Annotated in this window: 12 protein-coding genes and 1 tRNA gene; 10 read left to right on the top strand and 3 right to left on the bottom strand. The window is 42.6% G+C overall.

Annotation, left to right across the window (positions count from 1 at the left end):
- Positions 1-11 precede the first annotated feature (11 nt).
- Positions 12-647 carry a DUF421 domain-containing protein gene (locus tag ABU615_RS06415; RefSeq protein ID WP_100141102.1) on the top strand — a complete coding sequence of 212 codons (636 nt, stop codon included), beginning with the start codon at positions 12-14 and terminating at the stop codon, positions 645-647.
- 65 nt (positions 648-712) lie between these two features.
- On the opposite strand, the gene ABU615_RS06410 is transcribed toward ABU615_RS06415, so the two are convergent.
- On the bottom strand, positions 713-1,273 hold the full coding sequence (locus ABU615_RS06410) for an NAD(P)H-dependent oxidoreductase (RefSeq protein ID WP_267390893.1): 561 nt from the start codon (positions 1,271-1,273) through the stop codon (positions 713-715).
- Positions 1,274-1,381: 108 nt separating this feature from the next.
- On the opposite strand from ABU615_RS06410, the gene ABU615_RS06405 reads away from it, so the two are divergent.
- On the top strand, positions 1,382-1,729 hold the full coding sequence (locus ABU615_RS06405; protein WP_267390891.1) for a helix-turn-helix domain-containing protein: 348 nt from the start codon (positions 1,382-1,384) through the stop codon (positions 1,727-1,729).
- 382 nt (positions 1,730-2,111) lie between these two features.
- Here ABU615_RS06405 and ABU615_RS06400 read toward each other — a convergent pair.
- Positions 2,112-2,188, bottom strand: a tRNA-Met gene (locus tag ABU615_RS06400).
- Between the two features lie 70 nt (positions 2,189-2,258).
- Positions 2,259-4,883, bottom strand: coding sequence for a DNA mismatch repair protein MutS (gene mutS / locus ABU615_RS06395; RefSeq protein WP_267390890.1), 2,625 nt, complete (start codon positions 4,881-4,883; stop codon positions 2,259-2,261).
- A 191-nt stretch (positions 4,884-5,074) separates the two neighbouring features.
- Here mutS and ABU615_RS06390 point away from each other — a divergent pair, with 191 nt between their 5' ends.
- From ABU615_RS06390 to ABU615_RS06355, 8 genes are all read left to right on the top strand, one after another.
- On the top strand, positions 5,075-6,397 hold the full coding sequence (locus ABU615_RS06390; RefSeq protein ID WP_370388713.1) for a murein transglycosylase A: 1,323 nt from the start codon (positions 5,075-5,077) through the stop codon (positions 6,395-6,397).
- A 140-nt stretch (positions 6,398-6,537) separates the two neighbouring features.
- Positions 6,538-7,989, top strand: a complete 1,452-nt coding sequence (locus ABU615_RS06385; RefSeq protein ID WP_100141107.1) for a hypothetical protein — start codon at positions 6,538-6,540, stop codon at positions 7,987-7,989.
- A complete protein-coding gene (locus ABU615_RS06380; protein WP_267408624.1) occupies positions 7,986-9,134 on the top strand; it encodes a hypothetical protein in 1,149 nt (382 codons plus the stop codon). The genes ABU615_RS06385 and ABU615_RS06380 overlap by 4 nt, the downstream gene beginning before the upstream one ends.
- 20 nt (positions 9,135-9,154) lie before the next feature.
- Entirely contained in the window at positions 9,155-9,691 is a 537-nt protein-coding gene (locus ABU615_RS06375; RefSeq protein WP_100141109.1) for an ATP/GTP-binding protein, read from the top strand.
- 5 nt (positions 9,692-9,696) lie between these two features.
- Positions 9,697-10,356 carry a peptidase M23 gene (locus ABU615_RS06370; protein WP_100141110.1) on the top strand — a complete coding sequence of 220 codons (660 nt, stop codon included), beginning with the start codon at positions 9,697-9,699 and terminating at the stop codon, positions 10,354-10,356.
- 21 nt (positions 10,357-10,377) lie between these two features.
- A complete protein-coding gene (locus tag ABU615_RS06365) occupies positions 10,378-10,743 on the top strand; it encodes a roadblock/LC7 domain-containing protein (RefSeq protein ID WP_100091176.1) in 366 nt (121 codons plus the stop codon).
- A gap of 561 nt (positions 10,744-11,304) precedes the next feature.
- The gene (gene ybeY / locus ABU615_RS06360) at positions 11,305-11,820 is read left to right on the top strand and encodes an rRNA maturation RNase YbeY (protein ID WP_100141111.1); all 516 of its coding nucleotides are present in this window, start codon (positions 11,305-11,307) and stop codon (positions 11,818-11,820) included.
- Between the two features lie 2 nt (positions 11,821-11,822).
- On the top strand, positions 11,823-12,662 hold the full coding sequence (locus ABU615_RS06355; protein ID WP_370388712.1) for an HlyC/CorC family transporter: 840 nt from the start codon (positions 11,823-11,825) through the stop codon (positions 12,660-12,662).
- The last annotated feature ends 206 nt before the right edge of the window (positions 12,663-12,868 follow it).

Genomic DNA, 12,868 nt, shown 5'->3' with positions numbered 1-12,868 from the left:
AGGAAGCCACCTTGAATCCCATCTACATCAACATCATCTTCAAAATGCTGGTCGCTTTCTGCATCCTGCTGGTGTACATCAATTTATCCGGCAAAGGTGCACTTGCCCCGATTTCAGCTATTGATCAAGTAGGTAACGTCGTATTGGGTGCAATAATCGGCGGCCCCCTATACAATCCCTCCATCAGCATCACCTTACTCATGAGCGCCTCCATTTTCTGGGCTGGCCTGTTATTACTGGTTCGTTATGCCACATTTAAACGCAGTATCGCCAAGGATTTTGTCGACGGCACATCAATCCGACTGATGAAAAACGGCATCTTACTATCACAGAATTTCCGTCAGGCCAAACTATCCATCCGAGATTTCATTATGCTGCTTCATCAGCGTGGTTATACCAGTCTGGAAATGCTCAGTGATGTCTGGTTTGAATACAATGGCCAAATGACCGTAGTAAAAAAAGGTGACCCAGCAATGGCAGTTGTTGTGATTGAAAACGGCGTTATCAATTATCCCAGTCTTGAATCTTTGGGTCATAATGAAGAATGGCTAGAAAAAGAACTAGACCGTCTAGGACAGAAACTAGATGAAGTTTTCCTAGCCGAAGTACATGAACATAAACTGTGGGTTTATCCAGATATCAAATAAACAAATTAAAATCTTATTTAAAATTCATACACACACATTCCTAGAAGATTAGTTCTTCATCAGAGCTACTTCAGCATTTCACATGTTTTCATCCAGTGTATATAGTCTCTGGCACTATTATCAATTTCTTCCTGAGTTATGCCATAACCAGCTTCAGGTTCATTATTAGCGCCATATACAGCAAATACAGATTGATAATTAGCCTGCACATAATTCATAGTTAATTCGAATGGCTTTAAAATATCTTCCAATGAAACATGAAAGCGACCTTCAGGAGCATAATCACTTTTTCTGATACCGGCAGAAACCGCCAAGCCAACTTTTTTATTCTTCAACTTAAGCCCGTTGCGCCCAAAAGCCCAACCATATGTTAAAACCTCATCTAACCATAATTTTAACAACGGTGGGCAATTAAACCAGTAAAGAGGAAACTGTAAAATCAGATTTCGGTGATTTTCAATCAAAATTTGTTCTGAAACAGCATTTATCACATTACTCAAGTAAGATGCATATAAATCATGTATCGTTACCTGATCAGCATAAACAGATAGTTCATTAATCCAGCATTGATTTACTTTAGAAGAAGCTAAATCAGGATGAGCGACAACCACCAGCGTTTCTTTCATAACAGACAATCCAAAGCTTAATAATTAACGAAATATAATAATTCACCCAAAAACTGATTCAAAGTACGGTAAATAAAGATAGATACTAACCAAAAGGGAAGTGAAAAGATGTCAGAACACCATTGCAGTGAAGAAGAGCTCGAAAATAGTGGTTTTAACTACACTCTTTCTATTATCAGGGGAAAATACAAAATACTCATTCTTTACTGGCTTAATGAAAACCAGCCAGTGATGCGTTTTAACGAACTTAAACGCCGCATCAACAGCATATCTTATAAAACCTTAAGCAACACATTAAAAGAAATGGAGCAAGACAAACTGATATTCCGAAAAGAATATCCACAAATACCGCCTAAAGTAGAATATGGATTATTAGAACGGGGAAAATCTCTGGTTCCCGTTTTAGATTTAATGTGTCAGTGGGGTAACCAGCATAAAAATGATATTTTAATATAATTATTTTTATAAATAATCTGCTTAGCAATTAAATATATGTATAAATTAATAAATTACAAGATTTACAGCCAGAGGTAATAACCATTAAGAATATATATTTTAAGAAATTTAGAATTAAATAAATTGCAGATACTTCTTGATAAACAAATACAAATAACTAGAAATCAAGAAAGTTAATCCAGAATGGAGCAAACATAAACTCAAACTTACTAGTTTAGCGCTTAGATAATGTTCACCAACAGAAAAATCCTGAATAAGAGCAAAGAGCTGTCTAGGTGAGAATGAAAAGTGCTGGCATAACCGAATAAAAGATCTTACGCATAGCTCGTATCGATTAAACACCAAAATAAAATGCCCTGTTAAAAACAGGGCATTTAAAATCTGGTTGCGGGGGCAGGATTCGAACCTACGACCTTCGGGTTATGAGCCCGACGAGCTACCATGCTGCTCCACCCCGCGTCTGGTAAGAAAGTCATTATACGCATTAACAAAACAAAGTCAACAACTAAACCTATTTTTCATACATATTTTATGATGTCGTCTGATTTGATAGATGATTTTTCCAGCAATGTACAAGGTCATAAATAGCGGTAAGAGCCGCTTTTGGGGTCAACTCATCCGGATTAAGCGCATTAAGCAGCACTGATAAATCGGCTGGCATCACAACAGCCGTATTATCCTTACCGGTGTATCTCTGGGTTACTTCATCTGACTCTTGTTCAGTTGTCTGCGTCTGAAACATATCTAATTGCGCCTGGTCACGAGACGCATGCTGTTCCAGTGTCTGCAAGTGCCGGTAAGCCGCATTCAGCGCACGTGCCGGTAGTCCCGCCAATTTGGCTACCGCAATACCATAGCTTTTACTGGCCGGCCCTGGTTCAATATGGTGTAAAAACACAATATCTTGTCCCTGTTCCAGTGCTGACAGATGCATGTTAAAAGCATGCGCATACTGTTCCGGTAGACGGGTCAATTCAAAATAATGCGTGGCAAAAAGTGTATAGCTACGATTTTTTTGCAGTAGATGTTCAGCAATTGCCTGTGCCAGCGCCAAACCATCAAAAGTAGATGTACCACGTCCTACTTCATCCATCAGCACCAAAGAACGCTCAGTTGCATGATGCAAAATATAAGCCGTTTCCGACATTTCTACCATAAAAGTAGAACGATTACCGGCCAGATCATCCGAAGCACCAATACGGGTAAAAATCTGGTCAAATTCACCCAGAGTGCAGCTATCTGCCGGTACTGGGGCTCCAATATGCGCCAGCAGGACAATCAAAGCCACTTGCCGCATATACGTAGATTTACCACCCATATTTGGTCCAGTAAGCAACATCAGACGCCGCTTATCATCCAGCTGGGTATCATTAGCGGTAAACTGACTGACCTGAGCAGCCACTACCGGATGACGTCCCTGACTAATCTGTAAACAAGGATAATTTACGAATTCAGGGAAGCAGTAATGTTCTTCATCCGCATATTTTGCCAACGTAGCCAGCACATCCAGACTGGCTGCAGCACGGGCACAGCGTTGCAATACGGGTAGTTCTGCCTGCAATTGCAGCAACAAAGCATCATATAGCTGTTTTTCCCGTGCCAGTGCATTCTGTTGCGCACTCAATACCTTTTCTTCAAAAGCCTTCAACTCCGGCGTCACATAACGTTCTGCATTTTTTAAAGTCTGGCGACGCTGATAATCCGCAGGTGCCTGTTCTGACTGTAGCTTGCTCAGCTCAATATAAAAACCATGCACACGGTTAAATTCCACTTTCAAACTGGATAATCCCGTACGTTCACGTTCACGGCTTTCCAATTGCTGCAAAAATTCATCGCCATGATTCTGTAAACGGCGCAACTCATCTAGCTCAGCATCAAAACCATCATTGATCACACCACCATCACGTAACCATACAGCTGGTTCGGCCATAATGGCTTTGCTTAGCTGGCGCGCAATCGGTGCAGCAGGCGGAAACTGTTCCAGCAGCGTCTGTACCAGCGAGCTCTGGTCAGACTCCTGCAAACTAAATGCCGACAATATTGCCAGACTATCACGCAAAGCTGATAAATCACGTGGCCGTGCACTGCCAATAGCAATACGAGCTGCAATTCGCTCAATGTCCGCCACCTGATTCAGCATGGTCACTATTTGCTCACGCTGAGAAGAGAGTGCTGCCACGGCCTGTTGACGAGCCACAATCTGTCCGCGTCTGCGCAATGGCTGATGCAACCATTGTGCGAGCAGTCTGCTGCCCATATGTGTCGCGCATGTATCCAATACCGAAAACAAAGTAGGCGCTTTATGTCCATTCAACGTCTGAGTTATTTCCAGATTGCGCCGCGTAGCCGCATCCATACCAATATAAGTGGTTTCCTGCTCCAGCGTCAGACTGTCCAGATGCTTTGGCAGCTGCATCTGGGTCTGCTGAACATAATTTAATAACGCTCCTGCCGCACCAATAGCGGCATCATGGTCACCGATCTGTAGACCAAAAGCGCGTAAATCCTGACTGCCGAAATAACGTTGAATCAGGCGTGCTCCAGTATCAGCAGCAAATTGCCACGCGTGTAAACGAGTCAGTTTTCGGTTTTGTTCATCCAGATTGAGCTTTTCCAGTGTCTGGTCAGATATCAAGATTTCCGCTGCCTGCAGACGTGCCAGCTCATTTGGCAAAGCTTCTGGTGCAATTATTTTGCAGCGGAATTCCCCGCTTTGCAGGGACAGCCAGGCCACACCAAGCTGTTTTTTTAATAAAGAAACCGCCACCATACGATTGGTTTCCTTATCCTCCAGCAAAGCTGAATCAGTCAGCGTCCCTGGCGTTACAATGCGCACAACTTTCCGTTCCACCGGTCCTTTACCCGAGCCCACCTCACCCGTCTGCTCACAAATCGCCACACTTTTACCCAGCTTTACCAGTCTGGCCAAATATTGTTCCACCGCATGATAAGGCACCCCAGCCATCTTCACCGGTTCGCCGTTGATCTGCCCGCGGGTAGTTAGCGTAATATCCAGTAAACGAGCTGCTTGCACTGCATCATCAAGAAACAGCTCATAGAAATCGCCCATCCGGTAAAACAACAGCTTGTCCTGATGGTCGGCCTTAATGGCCAAATATTGCGTCATCATCGGTGTCAGGGAAGGTTTACTCATGGCGTAGGCAAGATATTTGATTTGGCTAAAAAAGCTATTGTAACAGAGTGTTCAGCCTGAATTGATGCTCTAGCACATATTCACAACAGCTACCACCTTTTGCCTACCCTTGTTCAAAAGGGCTAAGGACTGTCATAATAATAAAAATACGGTAAGAATCTGTACCATTCATTACACAAGAACATGTCCAAATGAAACCATCAATAAAATTTAGCTCAATACGTCATTGGCTATTGTGGTTTAGCGTTTTATGTCTTGCTGCCTGTGGCATCACACACAAACCGACAGATAAAATTTTGTCCGGTATCAGTGGTTCAGCTATTGCACCCAGCAAGCCATTGCCACCCAGTTACGTCTTCACACCGGGGAAAGCTGGTGTCAGCTATCGCGTCGTTAATTATCACGATTTGCCCCAATGGTCAGACCAATCATTTGTAGACAGCCTAGAAGCATTCAAAACCAGCTGCGGCAAACTGCAAATGCAGCCTGCATGGCAGCCGGTATGTCAGCAAGCTGCCCGAACAGGCAGACACAATCATCAAGCTAAAGCTTTTTTTGAAAGCTACTTCACGCCATGGCAGGTCAGTCAGAATGGACAACTCGCCGGCACAGTTACTGGTTATTACGAACCCATGCTACAGGGCGATACTAAACAAACAGCTCAGGCACGGTTTCCAATTTACGGCATCCCCAACGACTTTATTGTCGTACCGCTTACAAGCGGCCAGCGTCAGGGGATAGTGCGCATTCGCCTCACCGGACCCAACAGCGGAGTCATCACACCGACCGGTAATTACACTGCCAATCTGGCTGCTTTTCCCCTCAATGAGAAAACACGGGCATTAAAAGGTCGAATCAGCGGCAGCCAGCTGGTACCTTATTACACTCGGGCACAGATTAATGCCGGAGCCCTCAATGGCAAAGCCCCCATTCTGGGTTACGCTAATGATCCAGTAGAATTATTCTTTCTACATGTACAGGGTTCCGGACAATTAAAAACACCAGATGGACAAATGCTGCGTCTCAGCTATGCCGACAAAAATGACTACCCATATGTTTCCATTGGTAAATATATGGCTGGGAAGGGATATTTGCCACTTGCGCAAACTTCAATGCAAGGTATCAAAGCATGGTTACAGCGGCATCCACAGCAACTAGCCGAAGTGCTGGGTCAGAATCCGAGCTACGTTTTTTTCCGGGCCACAGCAGAGCCGGCTAGCGGACCTACCGGTGCATTAGGTGTTCCACTGACGAAGGGCTATTCCGCTGCCGTAGACAGTCATTTTGTCAACCTAGGCGCTCCATTGTTTGTCGCTACCACTCATCCAGCCAATGGTTTCGGCTTAAACCGGCTCTTGATGGCACAGGATACCGGTAGTGCCATCAACGGTGCTGTGAGAGTGGATTATTTCTGGGGTTATGGCGATGAAGCCGGCGCATTAGCTGGTAAAATGAAATACCCTGGTTATGTATGGCAACTGTTACCTAACGGAATGCTGCCCCAGGTCAAATAAAAATCTGGCGAACAAATGCAAGCTAAGGTAAAATAGTTACAGTATTGACAATTGTATGTGAAGCGTTACCGTAAATGAAAAACATGCATTTAACCATGCGCTCATGCTTCTGGCAGATAATCGTAAAAGGGATGTAAATTATGGAATTATATTTACCAATTACCCTTTTAGTCATATTGCTGGTTGCATTGCTTATTCTGAAAAAGCGTCAGAAAGCGGGCGACCATGCTAAAAGTAAAGATACTGCTCGTAAAAAGCAGTCTGCTTCCAAAAGTAAGAAAAAAACTGGAAGTAAAACTGTAGATGCTCAGACGGCACCCGCAGCACAAGAAACAGCAGAAGCACTTGATGGCGACGATTGGGACTGGCAGCCAACTAGGCCTGATAAAGCCACAGTATCTGTTGCCACTGTGGATCACCTGACTGAATATAAAGTTTACAAACAGTTTGGCTATTTCCAGAAAGCAGCAGACTCACTCTCTGCCTATCTGGAACAAAATGCCGACCAGTTAAGCCCGGCAATGGCCAATACATTGGTCAACGAGCTGGCTGGACTGTGTCTGGAAGCCAAAAATACCGACAAACTTGCCGAAGTCATTGATCTGTATCGCAAGTGTTTAAATCGGACTGAGCTAGAAAATCTGATTCGTCAGGGGCTTGCCCTGGATGAAAACCATCTGGGTTTGCGTGTTCTGGCCGAAGACTTGCTGCAGTGGGATGTCAAGGAAACTGAAAAAGAAGTCGGAATCAATCAGGATAAAAAACCTGAAGATATACAGCCAGCGGTTGAATCAGCCAATAATGGGTCAAACACCGACGAACAGCCGCATGAATTGTTAGTCGAAGGCAATGTTGGTAATTTTAAAATTAGAGGGGATGAGCGTGACGTACTGCTAAGCTTCTCTAAACCGGAAAACAGCTACGGACTGTTGAAAGAGCAGTTGCCCTACGATGCTGCTATCCGCTGTCTGAATAAAGCCATCAAAACATCCAAAAAACCGGCGGGTTTGATTATTGATGCTCTGGTGCTGGATTACCGACACAATAATATTAATGTATTCGCTCAGCATTTATGGCGTTTATATTATACGCTTGGTCAATATGGTAATGTCGTAAAAGAGCGTATGCTTGGATGGGGCTATAGCCTTGGACAACATCCGATGTTTGAGCAGTTAGAAACCAGACCTAGTGAAACCGTACTGCGTGATATTGGGGTAACGCAGGGTTATCTACCCATGAATAGCAGTGCACTGAAGGCCAAGCGTTTATCACTGGTTGATAAGGCTTCTTCAGATAATGATGTGGCTGAAACACCGGCCGAACGCGTATTGCGTGATGTGGAATCATTGCTTACATTCGGTCAATTTGATGAAGCCATGGATTTACTGGAAAAATCAGTTCTGCTTTATCCACAGGAGTCCCAGCTCTACATTACTTTATTTGACTTATACGAACGTGCAGAAGAATGGACACGTCTGGAAAAAATGTTACAGGTTATCCGTGCTGAAATTCAGACCCCGCCTGAGGAAGTTGTACTGGCTATGAGTCAATTATTGAAACGTATTAACCACGGTGGTGTGCAAAATCAATGATGAACAATTCAATACCTAAAGTAAAAACTGCCTATGTTTTGCTCGTCAATGTGGATGATCGCCAGACAGCCATGTTGCGCATGGCATTCAAAATGTACAATAGCGTTAACTATCAGCTGATACAGCCTGAAGATAACCTCAAACCTGAGTTGGTTCTGGTAGATGGTGACACAGCCGATGGTGAAGAAGTATGGCAACAGACCAAAAAGAAATATCCTGAAGCTGTAGTCGTATTTTTCGGACGTAATGCGCCGTCATTTACTGCTCCTTATCTGATGAAACCCATCAGATTCGATACCCTGTTTCAACATCTGCGTAATTTACAGCAGGGCAATGGTGTTTGGCTGGCTGATAAAGCTGCTGCACACAAGGAAACGGCCAGCGAGGAAACCGTAACTGCCGAGAGACTAGAGCAGCAAAACGCGTCTGAACATACTCAGCAAGCCGTATCAGTAGTACGTTTTCACACAAAAGGAACATTGCTGGGCATGGTGCAAAAGCTGGCACAGCAATCAGAAGATACTGCAATTCTGTTTGAAAACAAACCTGTGTTGATTGTATTTCCAAGTGTTGAAAAAGTATTACTGGCTGTTGATAATGATGCTTTACAACAATTGTGTATGCAGACTGATGCAGAATGGCAGACTAAAACTGTCCCAGCTTCCGCACCTACCGCACAGTTGCATGACAAAGCAAAACTTACCTTACAGTCCTGTATATGGCAGCTATCAATTTGGACAGCTCGCGGCCGCCTAATCGATCCGATTACACCAGATACAATCATCAAGCTGAAAGCTTGGCCGAATATGACTCGTCTGGCGTTTTTACCTGAAGCTATGCGTCTATCCGCTTTTCTGGTACGTACGCCCGTAGCACTCAACACTTTATACAAGTTGTTGCCCGTATCTCTGGAAGATGTCCTGAACTACATAGCTGCTACTTATTCAATTGGTTCCCTGATTATTGAGCAGCCGCTGACTCATTCTGCTGCGCAACAGGAAAAAGAAATGGTTCTGACCCGGAAAGCACCACAGAAGGTTTCCAAACCAGATGGTGGTGCACCAACGTCAGAGTATAATGAAAGCGATGACGACAAGCCGAAAGGTTTACTGGCACGTTTGATGGGTCGCTTGCGTGGCAATTAATACCTAAGCAGGGAGTAATCATGGTTGAAAATAAAATTATCTTTACCGGCCCGGTTGGGGTGGGAAAAACAACTGCTATCGCTGCATTATCGGATGATCCTCCGGTACAGACAGATGCCAGTGCGTCGGACATGACTCAGGACAGAAAAGGCTATACTACTGTCGCCATGGACTATGGTGTTATTCGATTGGACGATAATACCAAAGTTCATCTATATGGTACCCCAGGTCAGGAACGCTTCGATTTTATGTGGAGTATTCTGAGTAAGGGCAGTATGGGTTTAATTCTGTTACTGGATAATACTCGCCAGAATCCATTGAAAGATTTGAAATTCTTCCTGACTTCTTTTCACGATTTGCTGGAAGATGCACCAGTTGTTGTGGGTGTGACCAAAATGGATTTAAATCCACAGCCAGGTGTGGATGTTTATCAGCAGTATCTGGCACAACACAATCTAAATGTACCTGTGTTTGAAGTTGATGCACGCAATGAAGATGACGTGAAACAACTGGTTACTGCTATGCTGTATTCCATTGATCCGGGATTGGAAGGATAGTCAGTATGGATTCTACATTACAGTTACATCATGATTTATATCCAAAAGTGATGCCGGCTGGTGCATTTTATGCAGTGTCTAGCCCTAGTCACAGTGCAAGCCGTATGTTACTGGCTAACATTCTGCAGGCAGACATAAACGCCAAATTAACTGAAGAGCGTTTAAAGCAATGGGCTGAGACAGATGATGTTCATACTGCATTGAATTTATTATATCGCTTGCAACGTCTGGAATTTTTATATGGTGAAGCCAAACCAAGCTCACAGCTGGTGAAGGTAACATCAGATGGATTCGAAGATATTCTGGGTCAATTGTCAGACAGCCATAAGGCATTGCTGGTTGATCAGGATGGTTTTTATTTTGCTAATGTCGGTTTTAATCATGAGACTGCCGAAGAAGTGGCCAATCTGGCCAGCGAGGCAACACGGCTGACTGAAAAACACAGCCTGCTGATTAAAAATAACCTCAATATATACAACAACGCTATCGGGATATGTGATCCTGCCGGTCAGAGTGAATTAACATTCTTCCCTTTATATATAGGGAATACCAAAAATATTTTGGTCACTGCCGGATTGCCATTACTCAACAGTGAGGCTTTCGTCACTATGGTACGTGGCCTGTATGTATTGGCTGGTGAAGACATTCATGTGGTAAATGAATAACATCAATAGAAAGACATCAAGATGCAAGAACAATTACTGGTTTCGGTATTAAGCGATTTAAACAGCTCCTCGGCTGACATTACCGCATCTGCTGTAATTTCCTCCGATGGTCTGCCGGTAGCAACCTTGTTACCAAATGGTGTTGATCCGGATCGCGTTGGTGCAATGGCGGCAGCTTTGCTTGCTCTGGGTAACCGCACATCACGTGAATTACAGTGTGATGAACTGGAGCAAGTTATGGTAAAGGGTAAACATGGTTATATTCTGCTGATTCAAGCAGGTGATACCAATGTACTGGCTGTGACAGCTAATGAAGGTGCCAAATTAGGTTTGATTTTGTTGGATGCTCGTCGTGCTGCCCGCAGCATTGTGGATATTTTACGATAACAGAAAATTCAGCATACAGCCCTGTTTATAAAGCTCAAACAGGGCGGTAGCCTATTATAGCCATACTTTAAATAAGTTCGTGTCTGAAGTAACCCATTTATAACTTCATATCCTCTTCTGGCATAATCAATTTGCTAGATATCTTTAACCATAAGTAGATTCATGTTTCCTATCTCAAAGCAGAATCTACTTATGGATTTATTATTTCACTTTAGCGTTTATCACTGAATCCGGATGGATATATTGTTTATGAATTCATAATAGTGATTCAAAGTTGTCTCAAATTGCATTTAGACTAAAAAAATGATTTCTTTTCAGCAATATTAAAAACATACTACGTGATATTACTTCTGTAATTGTTTATAGACTAAGCCTGAGTTGACAACAATTTATTTGATATCACTGGCAACTTGTTTTGAAATCTTCTTATCTTAAAAACATGTAAGCCTATCTTGAATTCATTGATAAAGATTCAGTTCACAGTCTAATCAAAATTGCAGAGTAATGCATTTCCCAGCCGAAATTGCTAAAATATTCGTATTAAGATACAAAAATGATTAAATGAAAGTTGCCAAAAAAAGCCTTTTTTTACAGCATTTAAATGCTGTATTCAGTTTACATTTTGATAATCACAGTGATGCACAAAATATTCCTACACTCAGCCAATGGCGTCAGTGGATATGGCAAACCTGCAAAAATAGTTTTAAACGTGCCAATATTGCTATTCTTTTATGCAATGAAACAGAAGCACGCCAGTTTAATCATGATTATCGGCACAAGGATTATGCTACTAATATATTAAGCTTTGCACTAAATGAGGGTGAAAATATATTTATGCCGGATAAAGGAGAGCTGAATGGGGATCTTATATTTTGCCCGCAGGTGATTGAGAAAGAAGCTGCTGAACAACAAAAGCCACTGATAGCGCATTATGCTCATCTGACAGTCCACGGAGTCTTGCATCTGATGGGTTATGATCATATTGAAGATGAAGAAGCAGAAATTATGGAAGCGCTTGAAATCCGTATCCTGCATCAGTTAGGATATGCAAATCCATATGCACAGGATGAATATTGATTATGGACGAAAGTTCGTCGAAACCCGGTTTTTTTGAGCGACTGGTAAATCGTATCTCTGGAGAGGCTCCAGAGACTGAAGCTGAAGTTTTACAAACGTTACGGGAAGCACATGAACGGCAGGTTTTTGATGCTGATACATTGCAATGTTTGGAAAATGTTCTGGATTTTGCTGATCTGGAAGTGCGTGATGCAATGATAACGCGTAGCCAGATGGATGTAATCAAAATTGAAGATCCGCTGGATAAAATAATTGCCTATATTATTGACACCACTCATTCACGTTTCCCCGTAATCGGAGAAGATAAAGATCAGATTTTGGGTATCCTACATGCTAAGGACTTGCTTAAGTACTGGGGCAGAAGCGAACATTTTCAGTTAGAACAGGTAATACGACCGGCTGTCTTTGTGCCAGAGGGAAAATCCCTGAATACATTACTCAAGGAATTTCGTGAACAACGGAATCATATGGCCATTGTCGTCGATGAATATGGTGGCACTTCTGGATTGGTGACGTTTGAAGATGTGATTGAACCAATCATTGGTGATATTGAGGATGAATTTGATGAAGATGATAGTGCCGACAATATCTTCGCAGTTTCAGCTGAACGTTTTCGCGTTAATGCAGTAACTGAAATAGAAGACATCAACGAATTTTTTGGTACCGATTATTCAGATGACGAAGTTGATACCATAGGAGGTTTGGTGATTCAAGAATTGGGTCATATGCCGGTACGTGGCGAAAAAATTACTATTGGAAAATTAAATTTTACTGTTGCCCGTGCCGATGCAAGGCGTCTACAGACTTTAATGGTAACGGTAAAAAATAGTGCTCATTCATAAACCAGATAAGGTTAAAGCTTAAACTATATTAAACTTTATCTGTATTGCATATATTTCAAGATTGGAAGGAATAATAAATCCAGTCTGATTGCGTGGATACGCACCATAACAGATTATAGTAAGCGGATATTTATTCTTTATTGCTTATAGCTACAATACGAGCTTAAAGTCAGTAGTGATTATAAAAATCTGTATCTACTAAACCG

This window comes from Snodgrassella alvi (assembly GCF_040741455.2).
In the GTDB taxonomy this organism is placed as follows: Bacteria; Pseudomonadota; Gammaproteobacteria; order Burkholderiales; family Neisseriaceae; genus Snodgrassella; species Snodgrassella alvi_E.
The sequence above is the reverse complement of the archived record's forward strand: the minus strand, read 5'-3'. Positions and strand labels throughout refer to the sequence as shown.

Excerpts from the sequence above, each read along its gene's own strand:
- ABU615_RS06410 (WP_267390893.1), bottom strand. The coding sequence starts at position 1,273 with ATGAAAGAAACGCTGGTGGTTGTCGCTCATCCTGATTTAGCTTCTTCT.
- ABU615_RS06405 (WP_267390891.1), top strand. The coding sequence starts at position 1,382 with ATGTCAGAACACCATTGCAGTGAAGAAGAGCTCGAAAATAGTGGTTTT.
- mutS (WP_267390890.1), bottom strand. The coding sequence starts at position 4,883 with ATGAGTAAACCTTCCCTGACACCGATGATGACGCAATATTTGGCCATT.
- ABU615_RS06390 (WP_370388713.1), top strand. The coding sequence starts at position 5,075 with ATGAAACCATCAATAAAATTTAGCTCAATACGTCATTGGCTATTGTGG.
- ABU615_RS06385 (WP_100141107.1), top strand. The coding sequence starts at position 6,538 with ATGGAATTATATTTACCAATTACCCTTTTAGTCATATTGCTGGTTGCA.
- ABU615_RS06380 (WP_267408624.1), top strand. The coding sequence starts at position 7,986 with ATGATGAACAATTCAATACCTAAAGTAAAAACTGCCTATGTTTTGCTC.
- ABU615_RS06375 (WP_100141109.1), top strand. The coding sequence starts at position 9,155 with ATGGTTGAAAATAAAATTATCTTTACCGGCCCGGTTGGGGTGGGAAAA.
- ABU615_RS06370 (WP_100141110.1), top strand. The coding sequence starts at position 9,697 with ATGGATTCTACATTACAGTTACATCATGATTTATATCCAAAAGTGATG.
- ABU615_RS06365 (WP_100091176.1), top strand. The coding sequence starts at position 10,378 with ATGCAAGAACAATTACTGGTTTCGGTATTAAGCGATTTAAACAGCTCC.
- ybeY (WP_100141111.1), top strand. The coding sequence starts at position 11,305 with ATGAAAGTTGCCAAAAAAAGCCTTTTTTTACAGCATTTAAATGCTGTA.
- ABU615_RS06355 (WP_370388712.1), top strand. The coding sequence starts at position 11,823 with ATGGACGAAAGTTCGTCGAAACCCGGTTTTTTTGAGCGACTGGTAAAT.